Raw genomic sequence first — 21,067 nt, forward strand, 5'->3', positions numbered from 1 at the left:
GGGTTTCCCGGGCGACGTCATGCCACGGGAATCGGGTTGTCGACGACGAACTGGTTGAATTGTTCGACGAATGCGTGCTCGTTCGGCCCTGCGTTGTCGCGCAACGGCCTGGCCGCTTCGACGACGACTTCCGTCGTCGCGGTTTCGAGCAGCGCCAGCGTTTCGGCGACGAACGCGTCGACCGGCATCGCGCGCGGATCGCCGCTCTTGTGCACGAGATCGGTGTCGACCCACGGCGGCGCGATTTCGAGCACGCGCACGCTGGTGTCGCGCAGCACGAAGCGCTGCGACAGCGTGTACGAGTGAATCGCGGCCTTCGTTGCCGAATAGAGCGCCGTCGCCGCGAGCGGCACATACGCGAGCACCGAGCTGTTGTTGATGATCGTCGCGTCGGGTTGCCGCTTCAGGTGCTCGACGAATGCCGCGCTGACGCGCACGGGGCCGAGCAGGTTGGTATCGACGAGGCGGACGGCCTGCGCGTCGTCGAGCGGGCCGCCCGCGTCGTCGAACGGCATGATGCCCGCGTTGTTGATCACGATATTCAGTGCCGGATAGCGGTCGATCAACCGGGCGGCGACCGCGCGAATCTGCGCACCGTCGCCGACATCGAGTTCGACCGTGTCGATATTCGGGTGCTGCTGCGCGATCTCGTCGAGCAGCGCCTTGCGCCGGCCGGCGACGATGACCTTGTTGCCGCGCCGCTCGAGCGCAATCGCGAGCGCGCGGCCGATGCCGGAGGTGCCGCCGGTGATGAAGACAGTATTGCCGCTGAGTTTCATGACGTGTGCTCCATTTGTGTGATCGGATCGGGGAGAAGCGAAAACGGGGATTAGCGCGCCACCGTGTAGCGCGGCGCCGGCGTATCGGTCGACAGGTGCGGCGCCATCGTGCGGCGCGCGGCCTCGTACGCTTCCCATTCGTCGGCCGCGTGCAGCGACGGAATCGTCACGAGTTCGTCACGATCGAAGCCGACCAGCGCCGCGTCGACCATGTCCGCCGCCGGCATCACGATTTCCTTCGGCAGGTGCTCGAGCGGCAGGCCGGCCGTCTGCCAGAAATCGGTGGCCGTCGCGCCGGGCAGCACGGCCTGCACCTGCACGCCCTTGTCGGCGAGCTCGTGGTGCAGCGACTGGCTGAATGCGAGGACGAACGCCTTGCTGCCGCCGTACACGCCGTTCAGCGTCTCCGGCGAGATCGCGACGATCGACGCGATGTTGATCACCGCGCCGCGACCGCGGGCGACGAAGCCGGGCACGGCCGCATAGGTGAGGCGCGTGAGCGCGGTCACGTTCAGGTCGATCATCCGCGTCATCGCGTCGACGTCGCTGTCGAGCAGCGGCGTGTGCGTGCCGATCCCCGCGTTGTTCACGAGCAGCGTGATGCTCGCGTCCTGCTTCAGCTTCGTTTCGACGGCGGCGAGCGCCGCGCGGTCGTTGAGGTCGGCGTCGACGATCTCGACGCTGCGCTGCGTGTCGTTCGTGATGCGCTCGGCGAGGGCGGCCAGCCGGTCGCGGCTGCGCGCGACCAGGATCAGGTCGTAGCCGCGGCGCGCGAGCCGGTCTGCGTAGAGGGCGCCGATGCCCGACGAGGCGCCGGTAATGAGGGCGGTACCGCGATGTGCTTGAGTCATGATGTCGCTCCGTTTCGATGAAGGTGGCCGAATGGCGTGAATGCATTCTGGCTTCGAATCGCTGCGACACAAATGACGTAGATGGGTATGATTCAGGACGTCGGGCCACCGATACGCCCGGGACCGGAGAACACGCATGCACCGAATCGGCTTTCTGATCAGCGACGGTTTCCAGATCATGGCGCTCGCCGCGCAGTCGGTGTTCGAGTACGCGAACATGGGCGCGGGCGAGGCGTTCTATGTGATGGATAACTATTCGGTCGACGGCGGCGACGTGCGCTCGTCGCTCGGGCTGTCGGTCGCGACGCGCGCGCTGCGCGGGCGGATCGACGTCGATACGTGGATCGTCGCGGGCGTCAATGATCCGCTCGCTGCGCCGGCGCCGGCCGGCGTGGTCGCGTTCCTGCGCCGCGCGAACGCGCGTGCGCGGCGGATCGCCGGCATCTGCACGGGCGCATTCGTGCTGGCCGAGGCCGGGCTGCTGGCGCAGCGCCGCGCGACGACGCACTGGGCCTTCGGCCGCGACATGCAGCGGCACTACCCGGAGACTCGCGTCGAGGAAGACCGGATCTACATCGTCGACGGGCCGATCTGGACGTCGGCCGGGATGACGGCCGGCCTCGACCTTGCGCTCGCGATGGTGGAGAAGGATCTCGGCGCCGATGCCGCGCGTTCGGTCGCGCACAAGCTGGTGATGCACCAGCGCCGGGCCGGCGGCCAGTCGCAGCATTCGGAAATGCTGGAGCTCGCGCCGAAATCCGACCGGATCCAGAACGCGCTGAACTACGCGCGGCAGAACCTCGGCCGCGCGCTGACCGTCGAGGACCTCGCCGATGCGGTCCACCTGAGCCCGCGGCAGTTCAGCCGCGTGTTCACGCTCGAAACGGGGCAGTCGCCCGCGAAGGCGATCGAGCGGTTGCGGCTCGAGTCCGCGCGGTTGATGATCGAACAGAGCCGCCATCCGCTCGATGTGATCGCGAAGGAGAACGGTTTTCGCGATCGCCGGCACATGCGCGAGGCGTTCGTGCGCGGGTTCGGCGTGCCGCCGCAGGCGATGCGTCGCGATGCGCGTACGGACGATCGGGGAGGTGGCTAGGCCGGTGGTCGCCACAGGCAGGGGCATGTGGACGAATCGGGTCGGCTTGGCTTGGGTGGGGACGAGGGCCGCTACCGGCTGAATCCGCCGCCAGTTTCGGTCGGTCGACACCACCGATCGAATCGTCGACAATCACGGCCACTCACTGTCAAGGCTGGTGGCCCGTGCAAATTCTTTCGACCGAGTGGAGACCGGCAGGCCGGGAGAACAATACTCAAACATTGGGATGACTGTGAGAACAACATTTGAACGAAGGTCCACACTCCCGGTAAGCGCCGCTGCAGCGTGGTCGCGTGTGACAACGCCGCAAGGCATCAACGACGAACTGTTTCCGTGGTTACACATGACGGTCCCTGCCGCTCTGCGAGGTAGGTCGATCGATCAACTCCCGCTTGGGCGCTGTCTCGGCCGGAGCTGGCTCCTTGTGTTGGGCGTGCTCCCGGTAGATTTCGACGACATCACGCTCGCTGAAGTGGGCCCCGGATTCCGATTCAAGGAAACGTCGCGAATGCTCGGCATTCGGACCTGGATTCACGAACGGACCATTCGCGACATAAGCGGCGGTTGTGAAGTGCACGACAAACTGACTTTTGAGTTGCGTTCGCCGACGCGATGGCTGCCAGGGTGGCCAAGTATGATTGGAGGCGTGCTCGTGTTTCTTTTCCGTCATCGTCATGCGCGGTTGTCCCGGTGGGCCACCGCTCATGCTCGCTAAAACATTTCATCGCAGGATCGACGGGCAGCAAAACGTTGGGCAAACGGCTGCTTTCAGACGACGCCCACGGCATCGTCGGCCCAAGCGAACGGTCGCTTTTTGTGTCGAACATCGCAATCTGTACATGTTCGCCAGCTTCCCGGGCTGATATCGTTGTCTACGAATAACACCGCAAATCGCTGACTAACCTCCCGCTTTGAACAGGCACATTTCATGAAACTGCCGATCTATCAGATTGACGCATTCTCAGATAAGGTGTTTAAGGGTAACTACGCTGCGGTAGTGCCACTCGAACGCTGGTTGCCCGATAGCTTGATGCAGGCAATCGCCGCTGAGAACAACCTGTCCGAAACAGCATTCTTCGTGAAAAATGCCGACGGTGCGTTCGACATCCGCTGGTTTTCTCCACTTACCGAAATTGCTTTTTGTGGACATGCCACGCTGGCAAGCGCATACGTGATCTTCAAGCGACGTGATGATTTGGAAGTCATCGAATTTGTTGCGAAAGCGGTCGGTCGGCTTGCCGTTTGCCTTACGCATGACGGTCTGATCGAAATGAGCTTCCCGCAGCGCCGGCCTGAAAAATTGGACGAAATACCCGCGAACTTGATCCAGGGGCTTTCGATACGGCCTCAAGAAGTGCTGATAAACCAGCAAGCCTATGTTGCGATCTACGGAACGGAACACGAGGTACGATCCGTCGTACCCGAACTCAATCTGCTGTCGGCACTTGGTCCGCTCGATGTTGTCGTGACAGCGCGCGGAGATGAGCATGATTTTGTGTCCCGCTACTTTTGGCCTGCCAATGGCGGAGATGAAGATCCGGTGACCGGGTCTATTCACGCGGCGCTTGCGCCATTATGGTCCGACCGTTTGGGCAGGTCACAACTCGTGGCCATGCAGGTGTCACGCCGCAGCGGGTTACTTCATTGTCGCGTACAAGGCGACCGGGTATATATCTCCGGTCAGGCTGTTCAATATCTTGAAGGGACAATCGAAATCCCGGAAGCGTAGGTGCGGCCGTTGTAAACGGAAGGTGTGAGCCTGCGCTTTTTGACACGCGTTCGGCCAGAAGCAGTAAGGCGACGGTGCGCCCCAGATCATTGGGCTCCGCAAGGTGACAAACGTGGGAAATGAAGGTCCGCTATCGCGAAACCTGACCGGCCGTTGTGGGTCGATGCCGGACCTCGACTTCGCGCGGAAGCGCATCGTTCGATGCCCGTCATGGACGGGACCGCACGGATAGACACAAGAGTTGAATTCCGGTCTCGGTCGAGACAGCGGCCGTCTGATCGTGGAGTAGTATTCCCCATATCCAAGTCATTGCTCGGCCTCTACGGCGCACCGCCAGCCCATCCGTGACAAGGGCGGCAAGCTCGTTAAAGGGTTTGGAAACTGCGTCAACGATACGTGTGGTGGCGTCGGCCGCGATGACGGCATTGATGGGAATGCATCATGTCAACCGAGTGGAAGCACCGCGTCAGACTGTTTATCCAGCGCTTCTGGCAGCCGACCAGTGCGTGCATGACCTGCATGCCGGGGAGCTGGGGCAATATCATGAGCCTTGCCCACTGGACCATTGCATTTCATACAGGTCTGCTGACTGGACTCCTGGCTGTACTTTTGACTTTCACGCCCGCGGCGAAACTCTACGCGCATCGATTCGGCAATGCGCTGGTCGTTGGCGTCCTGACAACGTTGGGCGACGCCTACTCGCACACGAGTCACTACCGTATCCCCTATGTCGAGCACATCGTGACGGGTGCAATTTCAGGTCTCCTGACGCTGGCGGCATCATATATCTTCGAAGACCGCGCGCGACGCCTTCGGGCGGCATGGGCTCGGGTTTTCGGATAGCTTATCCGCTGACTTTCTGAACCCATCGGGCCAAACGGAAAGCGGCTCCCCGGCGTGGCTACGCTTCATGATTGGGAGGCTGCGCATGGATAACGGGGGCTCGCGACCGTTGCATGCCCCAGCGTCAGGGCGCGCGGACGAACTCAAGGTCTTCGGCACGCCCGCGCTGAATTCGACGCTTGAGGAAATCGCGCCCGAGTTCGAGCGGCAGACCGGACATCGTGTCGCAAACACGTTCGCCAACGCGGCCGCGCTGAAGCGGCGGATCGACGCGCGGGAGGCATTCGATATCGCGATCCTGCGGCCCGATCGGATCGACCATCCGACTCGCTAATCGGCCACGCGAAAGAAAACCTCATCCGCCTTTCCCCGGTCCTGCACGCCCCGGCGCACGATGCGCCGACGTTTTGCCGGGACCTGGCGGGTGGTTCTTCACGTGATCGATGAACGCGCGCAGCTTCGGCATGATCTGCCGACGGCCTGGATAGTAGAGAAACACGCCCGGCCGCACCGGCGCGAACGGCTCCAGCACGTGCACCAGGGTTCCCGCTTTCAGCGCTTCCGAGACCATGGGCTCAGGTAGCTGCGCAAGGCCCAGACCTTCGACTGCCGCACCCAGCAGGGTAGGAAAATCATGCGCGATAAGCGGGCCCGATACGGCGACCTCGATCTCACGGTCGTTGTCGTTGAATGACCACGGCGCGAGCGCGCCATTGGATCTCCGCCATCGCAAGCATGCATGTTCGCGCAGATCGTCCACCCGTTCGGGACGGCCGCGGCCAGCAAGGTAGGCAGGACTGCCGACGATGACGAGACGGAACGGGGGCGTGAGCGGCACCGCGACCATGTCGGCGTCGACGAACTGGCCCAGTCGGATGCCGGCGTCGAACCCTTCCGCCGCGAGATCGACCAGCGCCTCGTTCGCGGCAATCTCGACTTCGATCTCGGGATACGCGCGGCAGAAGGATGCAATCAGCGGTTCCAGCAGGATCGGCACCACCGCGCGCGGCACCGACAGGCGCAACAGTCCGGTGGGCCGCTGGCCGAGATCGCGGGCCACCTCGCTGGCGGCGACGAGCTCTTCGAACGCTGGCTTTGCACGCGACAGAAACCGTTCGCCGGCTTCCGTCAGGCCGACACTACGCGTGGTGCGGATGAAGAGCGCTGCGCCAATGCGTTCTTCAAGCGCACGCACGGCCTGGCTGATGGCCGACGGCGTGACGCCGAGTTCGGCGGCAGCGCGGCGAAAACTGCGATGCTGGGCAACGCTGAGGAACGCTTCCACACCATCGAGTGCGCGTTGCCTGACTGTGAAGTTCTGCTTCATGGCCCATCAACATTGTGATGAATAGTCGCTCGCCAGCGGCCATGTTACACCTACGCCTGCAGACGAGGCATCGCGCCGATCTCGACGCGCAAGCCCGGAACGATCTGCTTGAATCCATGGAGGAACGTCACCATGAACGATGCGCTTGATGGCGTGCGCGAGCACTATCGCGCGACCGGCCTGACCGAGCGGCTGAAAGCCGCACTCACGGTGCTCGGACCGGAAGATCAACCGTTCGCACCGCGGCAACTGGACGCCCTCGACCAGTTTCACACCTGCGGGCTGGCTGCCACCGACGAGCTTGCCGAACTGGTGGGGATCACCGCCGACATGGCGGTGCTGGACGTCGGTTCGGGCATCGGCGGGCCGGCTCGCGTTCTGGCTGCAACCCATGGCTGCCGGGTGACGGGCATCGACCTCAGCGAGCCGTTCGTGGATGCCGCGCGCTATCTCGCGCAGCGCACCGGGCAGAGCGGGCAGGTGTCGTTTCGTACCGCCAGCGCGCTGGACCTTCCGTTCGACGACGGCTGTTTCGATGTCGTGTTGCTGCAGCATGTGGCGATGAACATCGCCGATCGCGCACGGCTTTACCGGGAGATCCGGCGCGTGCTGAAGCCAGACGGCAAATTCGCGACATACGACGTCGTCGCAAACGGCAGCGAACCGCACTATCCCGTTCCGTGGGCGCGAACCCCGGCCACGAGCTTCCTGATGACGGCCGACGCAACACGCGAGGCCATCGAGACAGCAGGTTTCCGCACGCTGACATGGCAGGACGACACCGAGGCCGCAAAAGCGTGGATCGCCCAACGGCGCGCGTCCGGTCCGCCGCCGTCGCCGAATCTTGGCATTGTGCTGGGGCCGGACTTCGCGCAACTGTTCGCGAACCTGGGACGCAATCTCGTCGAAGGCCGGGTCGGCATTCTCACTGCGGTGTTCGAGGCCGACGCCACGAATATCCGGAACCGCATGGAGGCCCGCTGATGACAACCGCTCCTTTTCCTGCCGGGATCGTTCCGTCGCGTGCCGCCTGGCGCGGCCTGCTCTGGATCGCATCGCTGACGGCCTTGCGGATCGGCCTGATCTACTGGCAGCCGGCTATCCCCGCGAGCGGCGTTGCAGTCACCGCTCACCAACTGGCGGTTCATGCGGTCGTCGCGATCGGTTTATGGCTCGGCCTCGAACGCACCGGCCTGACGCCGGGCCAACGCAGCACGACCTGGCTTGCGGTCATGATTCCGTACACGCTTTGGTTCGCTGTCGCGTGGAGCGCGGCCATCGATGGCACGTTCCGCGCGGGCACGCCGGACGCGCCGCCTTTGCTGCCGTTGGCGATTGTCCTGCCGGTGCTGATCGGCGCGCCGCTGTTGCTGTTGTCGAGGCGGGTCGGGCAGGTGCTCGATGCGATGCCGGCGACGTGGCTCGTCGCGATTCAGCTTTACCGCGTATTCGGCGGTTGGGCGCTCGCCGCGTGGCTGCATGGCGGGATGCCCGGCGTGTTCGCGTTGCCGGCGGGAATCGGCGACGTGCTGACCGGCGTGTTCGCCGTGCCGGCGGCAATCGCCGTCGCGACCGGCACGGCCGACGGGCGGAAGGTGGCGATCATGTGGAACCTCTTCGGCCTCGCGGATTTCGCGGTCGCGATCACGTTGGGAATGATCACGTCGCCCGGCCGGTTCCAACTGATCGTTCCGAATGTGCCGAGCATCGGTGCCGGTGTTTATCCGGATGTGCTGACCCCGGCGTTCGTAGTGCCGACCTCGATCCTGCTGCACGCGCTGTCGCTGCGCCAGTTGATCCGGCGGTCCGCTGACTAGGCCCGTTCGGCGATGCGGCGCGGCCCCGGCATTTCAACGCCGAGCGTGCATGCGCCGATCGCCGAATCCGACCGCGCCCGACGTCAGCGGGTCACGAACGCCACGGCGGCGTCCGGCGCCGTGCGCGCATGCTTGCGCTGGCGCAGCAGCGCGACGCGGCAATTCTCGCGCGCGGTCTCGCGGCCGTCGTCGTCGAGCAGCACGAGATCGCCGCGCATCACGTTGAGCGTGATCACGTCCTCGCCCGGCGCGCCAAGCGTTTCCGGTGTATGCACCGAGCCGGCCGGTTCGAGCACCGTCGAGCCGGCGTGCGCGACCCAGTCGTATTCCAGGTAGCGCCACGCACCCTGCAGCGTATGGACGAACACCTCGCCATCGTGGCGATGGCGCGGCAGCGTGCCGCCGGCCGGCATCTTCAACAGCGCGGTGAGCGTGTCCTCGGCCGCATTGATGTGCAGGTACTTGATCGCCAGCCCCGGCAGGTCGGCGCTCATCGGCAGCCACGGCAGCGCATCGCCGGGCAGGCACGAGATCGGCGGCAGGTCGGTGGAGAGCGGGGCGGGCGGCTGCGTCATGGCGGGAGGCGGAGCGGAAATGGGGAGCCCGCATTATCGCAGAGGCGGATCGCGCGGCTGAACGCGACGTTTCGCGTTCGTCCCCGATTCGCGGATCTCCGCAGGCACGTGAGCATCGCATCTCGATATATACAGTCAAACTGTACAGTTTTTCTGTATATGTGCTACCGTGGATTCATGAACACGCCATCGCCATCTTCCGAATCGCTCCCACTGGCCGGTCTCGCCGGCGAACTCCGCATCTCGGTCGGCAAGCTGATACGGCGGATGCGGGAGCAGACCCATCCGAACGACCTCACGTCTTCCCAGAAATCGGTATTGCTGCGGCTCGACCGCGACGGCCCCGCGACCGTGTCGGCGCTCGCGCGCGCCGAAAGCGTGCGACCGCAGTCGATGCGCGTGACGGTCGCGACGCTCGAGGCGCTGGGTGCCGTCACCGGCGCCCCCGATCCGACGGACGGACGACAGACGCTGATCGCGCTCACGCCCGGTTTCCGCAAGGTGCTGCAGGCCAACCGCGCGGCCAAGGACGACTGGCTGTTCCGTGCACTGCACGCGCAGTTATCGGAACGGGAGCAGGCCGAACTCGCAGCGGCCGTGAAGTTGCTGCAGCGGCTCGCCGAATTCCAGGACCCGGCGCGCCCGTGAACCGCATCGACCCGCCCGCCGAAAGGACCGCCCGACCATGAACGCCCTGCATCTCGTGTCGTACTTTTTCGGCGGCGCGTTTCTCACGAACGCCGTGCCGCATCTCGCCAGCGGGCTGCGCGGCGAGCCGTTCCAGACGCCGTTCGCGAATCCGCCCGGCCGAGGGCTGTCGTCGTCCACAGTGAATGTCGTGTGGGGCGTCGTGAATCTCGCGATCGGCTATGCGCTTGTGTGCCGCGTCGGGGATTTCGACCCGAAGGTTACGGCCGACGCGGCCGCGCTCGGGCTCGGTGTACTGGCGCTCGGCCTGTTCCTCGCGCGGCACTTCGGCGCGCTGCACGGCGGCAACGAGCCCGACCGGGAGCGGCCATGAGCGTGCCAGCCGCGGGCGTGTTCCGCTCGCTTCGCAGTTTCAACTATCGTGTGTGGGCGATCGGCGCGCTGGTATCGAACATCGGCACGTGGATCCAGCGCACCGCGCAGGACTGGCTCGTCCTCACGCAGCTCACGCATCACGACGCGTCGGCCGTCGGCACGGTGATGGCGCTGCAGTTCGGGCCGCAGCTCCTGCTGTTGCCGTGGACCGGCTACGCGGCCGATCGCTTCGACCAGCGCAAGCTGCTGATGGTGACGCAGGGGCTGATGGGCGTGCTGGCGCTGACGCTCGGCGCGCTGACCGTCACGGGCGTCGCGCGGCTCGAGCATGTGTACGTGTTCGCGTTCCTGTTCGGCTGCGCGTCGGCGTTCGACGCGCCGGTGCGGCAGACCTTCGTCGCGGAACTGGTCAGCGACCGCGAGCTGGCGAACGCGGTCGCGCTCAATTCGACGTCGTTCAATGCGGCGCGGATGATCGGACCGGCGGCGGCCGGGTTCCTGATCGCGTCGATCGGCACCGGCTGGGCGTTTCTCGCCAACGGGCTCAGCTTCTTCGCGGTGCTGGCGTCGCTGTCGCTGCTCCGGGAGGACGAACTGCGCGCGAATGTGCGGGCGAGCCGCTCGCGCAGTGGCCTGCTCGACGGGTTCCGCTACGTGTGGCAGCGCGACGACCTGAAGGCGATCCTCGTGATGCTGTTCCTGATCGGCACGTTCGGACTCAATTTCCAGTTGTTCATCTCGACGATGGCGGTCAGCGTGTTTCATGTCGACGCGCGCGGCTTCGGCGTGCTGTCATCGATGATGGCGGTCGGCACGGTGTCGGGCGCGCTGCTCGCGGCACGCCGCGAACAGCCGCGCTTCCGGCATCTGTGGTTCGGCGCGGCGCTGTTCGGGCTCGGCTGCACGCTCGCCGCGCTGGCGCCGGGCTACTGGCTGTTCGGGGCCGCGCTCGTGCTGACCGGGATCGCCGCGATCACCTTCATGAACTCGACCAACAGCCTGATGCAACTGTCGACCGAGCCGACGATGCGCGGCCGCGTGATGGCGCTGCGCCTCGCGGTCGCGCTCGGCGGCACGCCGCTCGGCGCACCGGTGGCGGGCTGGGTCGCGAACCATCTCGGGCCGCGCTGGGCGCTCGGCGTCGGCGCCGCGTCCGGTTTTGCCGCCGCGCTCGTCGCGACGCATTTCATGAAGCGCAGCCGGGCCAGGCTGCGCGCGGGCGGTGCGGTCGACAAGGGCGACGGCGCGTGACGTAACAGGGCGGAAACGAACGCGCGGCTGAGCCTGTTCGTCTCATATTCGATGCAGGCGCGCGCGCATGGCCAGCCAGTCGTTCTGCCGAGCGTCCCGCGCGCAGTGATGCTGCACGGCGCACCGCCGCGAACCGGGTTCCCCGAGTGAGCCGCCTACGCCGCCGGCCGCGCCTTCGCATCGTGTGCAGCTTCCAGACACGACTGGAACAGCAGCGCGGCCCGCGACGGCCGCGGCGAGCGCCGCAGCAGGCTCACGAACCGGCACCGGTAATTGAACCGGTGCGGCGCGATCGGCTGCATCAGCCCCTTGTTTTCGAAACTTTCCGCGTAATGGTCGGGCAGGAAGCCGAGATAACGACCGGACAGGATCAGCGTCGCGATCGATTCCTGATCCGACGCGGTCGCGCTGCGTGTGAGCTTCGCGCGATGGCTCAGCTCCATGTTCGGCGAATGGAAGCCGAGCCCCGCGAACGCGTGGTTGCGGATCGTCGTCCACGTGAGCTTGCCGTGCGGCGCATCGTAGAGCGGATGCTGGCGGCCGCAATACAGCAGCATCCGTTCGTCGAACAGCTCCGAATACACGAGGCTGCCCGAGTTGCGGTGGGCGGGAATGATCCCGACCTGGTAGCTGCCGTCGATGATCCCGCGCTCGACCTCGTTGATCGACGCGACGTGCAGGTTCAGCGTGACGTCGGGCGCCTCGTCCGCGAACTGGCGGATCGCGTCGCCGAGCCGAGCGTTCGCGTTGGTGGCCGTCTTGTCGAACACCGCGACGTGCAGTTCTCCGCCCATCCGGTCGTGAATACCGTCTATCCTGCTACGAAATGCTTCCATCGACGCGAGCAGCCGCAACGTCTCCTCGTACACGGTCTGGCCCTCGGGCGTCAGCGTGAAGCCCGCGCGACCGCGCCGGCACAGCACGAGGCCGACGCGCGTCTCCAGATCCTTCACGTGCCGGCTGATCGTCGAGATGCCGATATTCAGTTCCAGTTCGGCCGCCGCCATCCCGCCGCACTGCACGACGCCCTTGAAGACCCGCAGCAGGCGGAGATCCATGTCGCTGAGCTGCCCGAGCAGCGCGCGGCTCTTCGGTTTCTTTGCTTGCATAGTTTCGCAAGTGAACATTGATATTGCGATATTGAAGAGACTAATTGGCCTCCCGACAATACGCAACATCATCACAAGAAGGAGGGGCGCGCCGCGCCGACCGACATGACCGACATCACCACCGCCGCGCAGCAGGACGACTCGACCATCCGCACCGACGCCGCGTGGCTCGACGCGCACTGGATGCCGTTCACGGCCAATCGCCAGTTCAAGGCCGATCCGCGCATGATCGTGTCGGGCCAGGGCGCGTATTACACGGACGCCGAAGGCCGCAAGATCTTCGACGGCCTGTCGGGTCTCTGGTGCACGGGCCTCGGTCATGGCCGCACGGAAATCGTCGAAGCTGTGAGCCGCCAGGTCGCGCAGCTCGACTACGCGCCGGCGTTCCAGTTCGGTCACCCGAAGTCGTTCGAACTCGCGAACAAGATCAAGGAACTGACGCCGGCCGGCCTCGACTATGTGTTCTTCACGGGGTCGGGCTCGGAGGCGGCCGACACGTCGCTGAAGCTGGCCCGCGCGTACTGGCGCGCAAAGGGCAAGGGCACGAAGACGCGCCTGATCGGCCGCGAGAAGGGCTACCACGGCGTGAACTTCGGCGGCATCTCGGTCGGCGGGATCGGGCCGAACCGCAAGCTGTTCGGGCAGGGCCTCGACGCCGATTTCCTGCCGCACACGCAACTCGCCGAGAACAAGTTCTCGCGCGGGATGCCCGAACACGGCGCGGAGCTGGCCGACCGCCTGCTCGACCTGATCGCGCTGCACGACGCATCGAACATCGCGGCCGTGATCGTCGAGCCGTTCTCCGGTTCGGCGGGCGTGGTCGTACCGCCGAAGGGCTATCTGAAGCGCCTGCGCGACATCTGTACCGCGCACGACATCCTGCTGATTTTCGACGAGGTCATCACGGGCTTCGGCCGTGCCGGCGCGATGACGGGCGCGGACGCATTCGGCGTGACGCCGGACATCCTGAACTTCGCGAAGCAGGTGACGAACGGCGTGCAGCCGCTCGGCGGCGTGGTCGCGACGAAGGAAATCTACGACACGTTCATGGCTGCGGGCGGCCCCGAGTACATGCTCGAATTCCCGCACGGCTACACGTATTCGGCGCACCCGGTCGCGTGCGCGGCCGGCGTCGCGGCGCTGGACCTGCTCGTGAAGGAAGACGCGGTGGCCCGCGTGCGCGATCTCGCGCCGCATTTCGAGGCGGCCGTGCACGGGCTGAAGGGCCAGCGCCACATCACTGACATCCGCAACTACGGCCTCGCGGCCGGCCTGACGATCGCGGCGCTGCCGGGCGAACCCGCACGGCGCCCGTACGAGATCGCGATGCGCTGCTGGGCGAAGGGCTTCTACGTGCGCTACGGCGGCGACACGATCCAGCTCGCGCCGCCGTTCATCTCGGAGAAGCGCGAGATCGACAACCTGGTCAACGCGCTGTCCGACGCACTGAACGAAGTGGACTGAGCCGCGGCTCGCCCCCCAGCGACAACCGAATTCACGAACGAGCCTGAACCATGAAACACGACAGCAATGTGACCTCCACCGTCGGCCACCTGATCGACGGCAAGCGCGTCGACGGCGGCAGCCGCGTCCAGCCGGTGTTCGATCCGGCCACCGGCGCATCGGACAAGAGCGTTGCGCTCGCCGACAAGCTGACCGTCGAAGCCGCGATCGCGTCCGCGCAGGCCGCGTTCCCGGCGTGGCGCAACACGCCGCCGCTGAAGCGCGCCCGCGTGATGAGCCGCTTCAAGACGCTGCTCGAGGAGCACGCCGACGAGCTGTGCGCGCTGATCACGGCCGAGCACGGCAAGGTGCTCGCCGATGCGATGGGCGAACTGCAGCGCGGGATCGAGAACGTCGAATACGCGAGCTACGTGCCCGAGCTGCTGAAGGGCGAGCACAGCAAGAACGTCGGCCCCGCGATCGATTCGTGGAGCGAGTTCCAGGCGCTTGGCGTCGCCGCCGGCATCACGCCGTTCAACTTCCCGGTGATGGTGCCGCTGTGGATGTGGCCGATGGCCGTCGCGTGCGGCAACACGTTCGTGCTGAAGCCGTCCGAGCGCACGCCGTCGTCGACGCTGCGCATGGCCGAGCTCGCGCTCGAGGCCGGCCTGCCGCCGGGCGTGCTGAATGTCGTGAACGGCGACAAGGAAGCGGTCGACACGATCCTGACCGATCCGCGCGTGAAGGCCGTGAGCTTCGTCGGCTCGACGCCGATCGCCGAAACCATCTATTCGACCGGCTGCGCGCACGGCAAGCGCGTGCAGGCGCTCGGCGGCGCGAAGAACTTCGCGGTCGTGATGCCCGACGCCGACATCGGCAACGCGGTGAACGCGCTGATGGGCGCCGCGTACGGCTCGTGCGGCGAGCGCTGCATGGCGATTCCGCTGGTCGTCGCGATCGGCGACGAGACGGGCGACAAGGTCGTCGCGGGCCTGAAGGCGGAAATCGACAAGATGAAGGTCGGCCCCGGCAACGGCGCGGGCGTCGACATGGGCCCGCTCGTCACGCAGCAGCATTTCGAGAAGGTGACGGGCTTCGTCGAAGCGGGTGTGGAGGCGGGCGCGACGCTCGTCGTCGACGGCCGCGGCGTGAAGGTCGACGGCCACGACGGCGGCTACTATCTCGGCCCGTGCCTGTTCGACAACGTGAAGCCCGGCATGCCGATCTACCAGCACGAGATTTTCGGGCCCGTGCTCGGCGTGATCCGCCTGAAGTCGCTCGACGAGGCGATGGCGCTGATCGACGCGCACGAATACGGCAACGGCACGTGCCTGTTCACGCGCGACGGCGAGGCCGCGCGCTACTTCAGCGACAACATCCAGATCGGCATGGTCGGCATCAACGTACCGCTGCCGGTGCCCGTCGCGTATCACTCGTTCGGCGGCTGGAAGCGTTCGCTGTTCGGCGACCTGCACGCCTACGGCCCGGACGCCGTGCGGTTCTACACGAAGCGCAAGACGATCACGCAGCGCTGGCCGTCGGCGGGCGTGCGCGAAGGGACGGTGTTCAGCTTCCCGTCGAACCGCTGACGCGCATGCCGGCTGCATGCGTTGCCGGCCCGCCGGCTGGCGATGCAACGCGGCCGGCGTGAAGAGGTGAAGGCCCGCCCTGATCGACCACGATCCGGGCGGGCTTTTTTACGTCCGCGCCGATTGCGCGGACGGCGGCGGAACAACGCTTACGGCGCGACCACGTGCCACATGTCCTTGAAGTTGTCGCCGTTGCGGTCGCCCTGTTTCATGTCCTTCGAGAAGAAGTACAGCGGCTTGCCCTTGTACGCCCATTGCGGGCTGCCGTCGTCGCGTTTCACGATCGTGTAGGGCCCGACCGGTGCGTCGGTCGCGCTGGCCTTGTACGGCGGCCAGAAGGATTCGCACTGGCCCGAGCATGCGCTGGTGCCGGCGTTGGGCTTGTCCTTGTCGAACGTGTAGACGGTCATCCCGTTCGCGGCGACGAGCGCGCCGTTTTCGACTTTCGTGATCGAGCCTTGGGCCGAGGCTGAAGCGGACGCAATGGCGAGCAGGGCGGAACTGACGAGCAGCGCGGCTTTCATGAGTGCCTCCTGTAATCCGGTGGGCGGCCGCGATCATGCGCACGGGCGAGCGGGCGCGACGATCGCGATGAATGGTGCCGGAACGCGGCACCGTTGCCGCCGGTGCGAGCGACGCAGGGTCGGATGGCGGCGAACGGTGCACTTCATTCACGATAGGCGGTTTTTGGCACGGCTGCGAGAAAGTCCGGGCGCGTGGCGGCGGTGCGCAGGCGTCGCGCAACGGTTCGGCGAGTGCCGTCGCGATCCGGTATTCGGGATCCGTCCCCGAGCCGGCGCGGCGCGTGCGGCGATGTATCAGCGCCGCGCACGATTGGTCAGCACGACGCCCGCGATCACGAGCGCGCCGCCGGCCAGCATCGATGGCGACAGCAGTTCGCCGAGCAGCGCGACCGACAGCAGCACGCCGAACACGGGCACCAGGTTGGTGAACACGGCCGCGCGGGCCGGCCCGAGTTCGCGAATCCCCTGCGAATACCAGACGAACGCGATCACGGTGCCGATCGCGCCGAGATAGATCATCGACACGACGGCCTGCCACGTCAGCCGCATGCCGCCGCTTGCGCCCGGGCCGAACAGATGCGCGACGACCAGCAGCGCGAGGCCCCACAGCGTCGCGTACGTCGTCGCCGCGAGCGGCGACAGCCCGTCGAGCGCGCGCCGGCCGATCACCGTGTAGGCGGACCAGCTCAGCACCGCGCACAGCATGTATCGTTCGCCGGCGCCGAACGTGTTGCCGAGATCGGTCAGCACACGCAGCCATTCGCCGCGACTGATCACGACCAGCGCGCCGAACAGCGCGACGGCGATGCCGGCCCAGCGCGACGGCGACAGGCGTTCCCGCATGACGACCGACAGCAGCACGGCGGTGGCGACCGGATTCAGCGCGACGAACAGCGCGGTGCGGCCGGCCGGCATCCGCGCGAGCGCCGCGAAAAAGCACACGTTGTACAGGAAGATCCCGGTCGCGCCGAGCGCGAAGGTCGTCACGATCTGGCGGCCGCTCAGCTTCGGCAGGCCGCCTTCGAACTTCCACGTCAGCGCGACCAGCAGCAGCGCGGCGATCGCGAAGCGGCCGGTGGCCGCGGAAGTCGCGGACATCGACGCAGCGAGGATCCGGCCCGCGATGAACGTGCCGCCCCAGAACAGCGCGACGAGCGTGAGCTTCACGTAGATGGCCGTATTCGGCCGGGTGGCGGCGGTGCCTGCCGGTGGGGCGGGAGCGTTCATGTGGGGTGGTTTCTCGAAAGGTAGTGCGGCAACGCGTGCACGACCGCGCGCGGCTCACGAGGCACGAACCGTGCGACGACTGGCGCGCAGCGCTGATTCAACGGGATGGGGGCGGGTGCCGCACCGTCAGCGAAATACGGGCGCCGATGCGAGCGCCGTCAGCACGACCGGCATCGCAAGCGCCGCGGCGACCGTCTGGAACGCGGTGATGCCGGCCATCAGCGGCGCGTCGCCGCCGAGCTGGCGAGCCATGATGTACGACGCCGACGACGTCGGCAGCGCCTGGAACAGCAGCGCGACCGTCAGCGCCGCATCGCCGAGCCCGAACAGGCGGCCGGCCGCGAGCGTGATGAGCGGCATCGCCATGAACTTGAACGCCGACGCGACGCATACCGGCTGAATCCACGTACGGGCCGCGTCGAATCTCAGCGCCGCGCCCACGCACAGCAGGCCGAGCGGCATCGACGCCGCGCCGAGCGCGCGCACGGCCGGCTCGACGGCCGCCGGGAACGCGACGCCGCCGGCCTGCATCGCGATCCCGAGCGCACACGCGACGACGAGCGGATTCGACAGGATCTGGCGCGCGAGCGCATTCGCGCCGAGCCGCGTGTCGCCATACCGCGCGAAGACCAACACGCACATCAGGTTGACGGTCGGGACGATCGCCGCGACGCCCACGGCCGCGAGCGCGATGCCCTTTGCGCCGAACAGCCCGGCGGCGAGCGCGGTGCCGACATAGTTGTTGAAGCGCACCGCGCCCTGGAACACCGACGTGAAGCCGGCGCCGTCGACCCGGACGAACGGGCGGACCAGCAGGAGAAGCGCCGCGGCGACGGCGGTCGAACCGACCAGCGCGGCCGCGAGCGGTAAAACGGGCAGCGCTTGCAGTCGCGCGTTCGCGAGGCCGTCCGCGAACAGCGCGGGCAGCAGTACGTAGTAGCAAAGGCGCTCGGCCTGCGGCCAGAACGCTTCGGCGATGAAACCCGTGCGCCGGAGGCCGTGGCCGAACGCGACCAGTAGCGCGACCGGCGCCAGCGCGAGCAGGATCGGGCCGATCATCGGCGCGCCTTCACGCCGGCCGTGCGGGGCAGCTGGCAGGCGGAGCGGTGGAGCGAGGCGGGAATCCATCCGGCGGGCAACATGGCGACACGCAATCGAAAGAGTGACGATGCGGCCAAGTTAACACGCGCAAGCAACAGGAATAATTGTTAATTATCGGGTGTTCAATGAGAAATTCTCATCGATGATGCGGTCACTTCGGCGGCCAGCGCACGTGCGAAACGCTCGGCCGGACGCGACTGGTGTTCGAGCAGCACGACCGCGCGCCCCATCTGCGGCTGGCCGAACGGCAAGCGCGTGACGGGCGGCAGGCGCGCGAGCGTCGCATCGGGAAGCGCGACGATCGCCGCGCCGAGCCCGCGCGCCACCATCCGTGCGATCGTTTCCGCGCTGTCCAGCACCATCTCTTCGCGCACGCGTACGCCGATGCGGCGCAACTCGGCGGCGATCATGCGGCCGGCCCAGGCCTGCGCGTCGAAACGGATGAACGGCAGCGCTTCGAGCAGCGTGCCCGCGTCGCGTTCCGCATGGTCCGGCGGCGCGAGCAGCCAGAAGCGATCCTCGTACAGCGTGGTCCACGTCAGTTCCGCCGGATGCGGGCGCACCGGGCGCGTCGTGATCGCCGCATCGAGTTCGCCGGCCGCGACGCGGTTCGCCAGTTCGGCCGACATGCCGGCCGACACGTGCACGCGCAGCGACGGATGGGCGTTGCGCAGCGCGAGCAGCGCGTCGGGCAGCGGGCCGGACAGCGCGGTCTGGATCGCGCCGATCCGCAGGCGGCCGACGAGCTTCTTCTCGTCGCTGAGCGAATCGGGAATCCGGTCGACCATCGCGAGCACCTGCTCGGCCTGCGCGAGCAGGATGTTGCCGGCTTCGGTGAGCACGGGCTGCCGGCGCGAACGGTCGAACAACTGCACGTTGTATTCGCTTTCGAGCGTCTTGATCTGCAGGCTCACCGCCGACTGCGTGAGCCCGATGGCTTCGCCGGCGCGTGCGAAGGTCCGGTATCGGGCGATGGCGACCAGCGTTCTGAATGCGCGGAGTGACATGGACGAAGTGGCGTGGGCGGCGGGGCAGGCATGCGGATGGCTCGCGTGACGGCGGCAGCGTTCGCGTGACACGCCGCGCAGGTGCGGCGAGGTCGGCAAGAATCGGCTAAACAAGCGGCCGGCGAGTTCGCGGACATCATGCCCGTGCCCGCCGAATCGGGCAACCACGGCATTGGCGGCATACGATGGAAGGCAGCAGGCCGCCGGCCGACGCGGCTTGACGTGGATGGTATCGGGTGCGTTTCGCCGGAACACCTGAACCTGCGCGAGTGAGGTCCACACCGACCGTTCGAGGAGGACACGACGATGCTTGACGAACCGAGCGACGAACCGGGCGACGTTGCGCGCGCCTGCTATCGCGCATATGCCGACAAGGACCGCGACGCGATCGAAGCGCTGATCGCGCCGGACTTCCACTTCACGAGCCCGCTCGACAACCGGCTCGACCGCGACACGTATTTCCGGCGCTGCTGGCCGAACAGCGTGACGCTGGCGCACTTCGATTTCGTCGACGTCGTCGTTCGCGGCGAGCACGTATTCGTCGTGTACGAGGCCGAAACGAGCGGCGGCAAGCGGTTCAGGAACGCGGAGCGATTGCGCGTCCGAGACGGCCGGATCGTCGAGGCCGAGGTGTACTTCGGCTGGAACGTGCCGCACGCTGCGCCTGAAGGCGGTTTCGTCGAACCGCGCGGTTGAGTGGGGGACGCAAGCGGGCCGTTCATCGCGAAACGGATGACCAGGCGGGATCGGCCGCCGCCGCGTCACACCCAGAGCCGGTACATCCAGAACGATTCGTCGTCGATGAAGCGTTGCGTGAATTCGCTCGGCGAGAATCCCGTGATGCGCTTGACCTCGCGGCTCAGGTGCGCCTGGTCGGCGAACCCTTCGTCCAGCGCCAGCGTCGCCCAGTTGAACGCGGCGCCGGCTTCGAACCGGTCGCGCGCCGCGAAGAACGCGCTTTCCGTCCTGACGAGCGCCTGCCATTCGCGCAGCGATCGGCCGCTGTAGGTCTTGATGCGCCGTTCGACGTGGCGCGGGCTGTGCGTGCCTCGCCATTCGCGCGCCTGCAGCGCGAGGCGCTCGACCCAGCTACGCCCCGCGTTGCGGAGCGACGACAGCGGCGTCGCGGGCCGAAGCGCCTGCCAGCGGGGCGCGAGATGGCGATCGATCGCCGCCAGCGCGTCGGCGTCGCGATCCGCGGCGATCAGCGCATCGAGCAGCGGGTGCCAGTCGCGGCCGAGGCACGCGTGCGCGTCGAGCACACGGTCGTGGATGTCCGGCAGCGCGATGCCGAACAGTGTCCGTGCCGCATCGGCGTTGAAACAGATCATGCCGATCAGCCCGCCCGTCGGCGCCCACGCGACGGTGGGGGCCGAGTGGCTGCCCGACAGCGTCGCGGCCGCACCGAAGGGGCGCCATTGCGGGCCGTCGGCCGTCGGTTCGATGAAGCCCACGTCGAGATCCCGATACCACGACACGCAGACGAGCGGCGTGGCCGGAAAGTGCGAGAGTCGCTGCGCGTCGCTCAACGCGAAGCCGCGCGTGTCGTGCAGGACGATCGCGACCACCGCACCCTGCAGCGCGGCCGGGGCGGGATGCAGCCGCGCATGCGGCGACCGCCCGCCGCTCGACACACGGGGTGCGCGCGCAAGCGGATCGGGGCATGACGGCGGGATCGATGGCAGTCCGGAGAACATGACGCCGGAGTATAGGGACCGGCCGCACGCGTGTCGATGTCGTTTGCGTTCAAGACCGCCGGCTCGCCGACGCGGACAA

General features: G+C 66.8%; 22 protein-coding genes. 12 read left to right on the forward strand and 10 right to left on the reverse strand.

Annotation, left to right across the window (positions count from 1 at the left end; all coding sequences use genetic code 11):
• Positions 1 to 17: 17 nt before the first annotated feature.
• Together R9B84_RS26275 and R9B84_RS26280 are read right to left on the reverse strand one after the other, a co-directional pair.
• Positions 18 to 779, reverse strand: a complete 762-nt coding sequence (locus R9B84_RS26275; protein WP_423762933.1) for an SDR family oxidoreductase — start codon at positions 777 to 779, stop codon at positions 18 to 20.
• 50 nt (positions 780 to 829) lie between these two features.
• Complete coding sequence (locus tag R9B84_RS26280; protein WP_423762934.1) at positions 830 to 1,630, reverse strand: SDR family NAD(P)-dependent oxidoreductase; 801 nt, start codon at positions 1,628 to 1,630, stop codon at positions 830 to 832.
• Positions 1,631 to 1,766: 136 nt separating this feature from the next.
• Between R9B84_RS26280 and R9B84_RS26285 the strand changes: the two genes are divergently transcribed.
• From R9B84_RS26285 to R9B84_RS26300, 4 genes are all read left to right on the forward strand, one after another.
• On the forward strand, positions 1,767 to 2,726 hold the full coding sequence (locus R9B84_RS26285; RefSeq protein ID WP_423762935.1) for a GlxA family transcriptional regulator: 960 nt from the start codon (positions 1,767 to 1,769) through the stop codon (positions 2,724 to 2,726).
• Between the two features lie 928 nt (positions 2,727 to 3,654).
• Positions 3,655 to 4,455, forward strand: a complete 801-nt coding sequence (locus tag R9B84_RS26290) for a PhzF family phenazine biosynthesis protein (RefSeq protein WP_423762936.1) — start codon at positions 3,655 to 3,657, stop codon at positions 4,453 to 4,455.
• Between the two features lie 441 nt (positions 4,456 to 4,896).
• Positions 4,897 to 5,298 carry a hypothetical protein gene (locus tag R9B84_RS26295; protein WP_423762937.1) on the forward strand — a complete coding sequence of 134 codons (402 nt, stop codon included), beginning with the start codon at positions 4,897 to 4,899 and terminating at the stop codon, positions 5,296 to 5,298.
• Positions 5,299 to 5,383: 85 nt separating this feature from the next.
• A complete protein-coding gene (locus tag R9B84_RS26300; protein WP_423762938.1) occupies positions 5,384 to 5,632 on the forward strand; it encodes a substrate-binding domain-containing protein in 249 nt (82 codons plus the stop codon).
• Between the two features lie 21 nt (positions 5,633 to 5,653).
• Here R9B84_RS26300 and R9B84_RS26305 read toward each other — a convergent pair whose 3' ends face one another.
• Entirely contained in the window at positions 5,654 to 6,625 is a 972-nt protein-coding gene (locus R9B84_RS26305) for a LysR family transcriptional regulator (RefSeq protein WP_423762939.1), read from the reverse strand.
• 132 nt (positions 6,626 to 6,757) lie between these two features.
• Here R9B84_RS26305 and R9B84_RS26310 point away from each other — a divergent pair, with 132 nt between their 5' ends.
• The gene (locus R9B84_RS26310) at positions 6,758 to 7,609 is read left to right on the forward strand and encodes a class I SAM-dependent methyltransferase (RefSeq protein WP_423762940.1); all 852 of its coding nucleotides are present in this window, start codon (positions 6,758 to 6,760) and stop codon (positions 7,607 to 7,609) included.
• Positions 7,609 to 8,442: an MFS transporter gene (locus R9B84_RS26315; RefSeq protein ID WP_423762941.1), complete on the forward strand. Its 834-nt coding sequence runs from the start codon at positions 7,609 to 7,611 to the stop codon at positions 8,440 to 8,442. The genes R9B84_RS26310 and R9B84_RS26315 overlap by 1 nt, the downstream gene beginning before the upstream one ends.
• 83 nt (positions 8,443 to 8,525) lie before the next feature.
• On the opposite strand, the gene R9B84_RS26320 is transcribed toward R9B84_RS26315, so the two are convergent.
• Complete coding sequence (locus R9B84_RS26320; protein ID WP_423762942.1) at positions 8,526 to 9,017, reverse strand: 2,4'-dihydroxyacetophenone dioxygenase family protein; 492 nt, start codon at positions 9,015 to 9,017, stop codon at positions 8,526 to 8,528.
• A 159-nt stretch (positions 9,018 to 9,176) separates the two neighbouring features.
• Here R9B84_RS26320 and R9B84_RS26325 point away from each other — a divergent pair, with 159 nt between their 5' ends.
• Genes R9B84_RS26325 through R9B84_RS26335 form a run of 3 tightly spaced genes read left to right on the forward strand, consistent with a single transcriptional unit; the run spans position 9,177 to position 11,291 of the window.
• A complete protein-coding gene (locus tag R9B84_RS26325; RefSeq protein ID WP_423762943.1) occupies positions 9,177 to 9,665 on the forward strand; it encodes a MarR family winged helix-turn-helix transcriptional regulator in 489 nt (162 codons plus the stop codon).
• A gap of 37 nt (positions 9,666 to 9,702) precedes the next feature.
• Entirely contained in the window at positions 9,703 to 10,038 is a 336-nt protein-coding gene (locus R9B84_RS26330; RefSeq protein WP_423762944.1) for a hypothetical protein, read from the forward strand.
• A complete protein-coding gene (locus R9B84_RS26335; protein WP_423762945.1) occupies positions 10,035 to 11,291 on the forward strand; it encodes an MFS transporter in 1,257 nt (418 codons plus the stop codon). Before R9B84_RS26330 ends, R9B84_RS26335 begins: the two co-directional genes overlap by 4 nt.
• Positions 11,292 to 11,446: 155 nt before the next feature.
• Here R9B84_RS26335 and R9B84_RS26340 read toward each other — a convergent pair whose 3' ends face one another.
• Positions 11,447 to 12,400: a LysR family transcriptional regulator gene (locus R9B84_RS26340; RefSeq protein WP_423762946.1), complete on the reverse strand. Its 954-nt coding sequence runs from the start codon at positions 12,398 to 12,400 to the stop codon at positions 11,447 to 11,449.
• Positions 12,401 to 12,505: 105 nt separating this feature from the next.
• On the opposite strand from R9B84_RS26340, the gene R9B84_RS26345 reads away from it, so the two are divergent.
• Entirely contained in the window at positions 12,506 to 13,864 is a 1,359-nt protein-coding gene (locus tag R9B84_RS26345) for an aspartate aminotransferase family protein (protein WP_423762947.1), read from the forward strand.
• Positions 13,865 to 13,914: 50 nt separating this feature from the next.
• Entirely contained in the window at positions 13,915 to 15,432 is a 1,518-nt protein-coding gene (locus R9B84_RS26350) for a CoA-acylating methylmalonate-semialdehyde dehydrogenase (RefSeq protein WP_423762948.1), read from the forward strand.
• 149 nt (positions 15,433 to 15,581) lie between these two features.
• On the opposite strand, the gene R9B84_RS26355 is transcribed toward R9B84_RS26350, so the two are convergent.
• The 4 genes from R9B84_RS26355 to R9B84_RS26370 all read right to left on the reverse strand — a co-directional run bounded on the left by R9B84_RS26355 (position 15,582) and on the right by R9B84_RS26370 (position 19,291).
• The gene (locus R9B84_RS26355; protein WP_423762949.1) at positions 15,582 to 15,956 is read right to left on the reverse strand and encodes a hypothetical protein; all 375 of its coding nucleotides are present in this window, start codon (positions 15,954 to 15,956) and stop codon (positions 15,582 to 15,584) included.
• A 294-nt stretch (positions 15,957 to 16,250) separates the two neighbouring features.
• Positions 16,251 to 17,183: a DMT family transporter gene (locus R9B84_RS26360; protein ID WP_423762950.1), complete on the reverse strand. Its 933-nt coding sequence runs from the start codon at positions 17,181 to 17,183 to the stop codon at positions 16,251 to 16,253.
• A gap of 126 nt (positions 17,184 to 17,309) precedes the next feature.
• On the reverse strand, positions 17,310 to 18,242 hold the full coding sequence (locus R9B84_RS26365) for an AEC family transporter (RefSeq protein ID WP_423762951.1): 933 nt from the start codon (positions 18,240 to 18,242) through the stop codon (positions 17,310 to 17,312).
• Positions 18,243 to 18,406: 164 nt separating this feature from the next.
• Entirely contained in the window at positions 18,407 to 19,291 is an 885-nt protein-coding gene (locus tag R9B84_RS26370) for a LysR substrate-binding domain-containing protein (protein ID WP_423762952.1), read from the reverse strand.
• 306 nt (positions 19,292 to 19,597) lie between these two features.
• Here R9B84_RS26370 and R9B84_RS26375 point away from each other — a divergent pair, with 306 nt between their 5' ends.
• On the forward strand, positions 19,598 to 19,987 hold the full coding sequence (locus tag R9B84_RS26375; protein ID WP_423762953.1) for a nuclear transport factor 2 family protein: 390 nt from the start codon (positions 19,598 to 19,600) through the stop codon (positions 19,985 to 19,987).
• Positions 19,988 to 20,052: 65 nt separating this feature from the next.
• Here the strand turns inward: R9B84_RS26375 and R9B84_RS26380 are convergent, their stop codons facing one another.
• Complete coding sequence (locus tag R9B84_RS26380) at positions 20,053 to 20,988, reverse strand: AraC family transcriptional regulator (RefSeq protein WP_423762954.1); 936 nt, start codon at positions 20,986 to 20,988, stop codon at positions 20,053 to 20,055.
• Positions 20,989 to 21,067 lie beyond the last annotated feature (79 nt).

The sequence above is a fragment of the Burkholderia sp. NLJ2 genome (assembly GCF_049487195.1).
GTDB classification, from domain to species: domain Bacteria; phylum Pseudomonadota; class Gammaproteobacteria; order Burkholderiales; family Burkholderiaceae; genus Burkholderia; species Burkholderia pyrrocinia.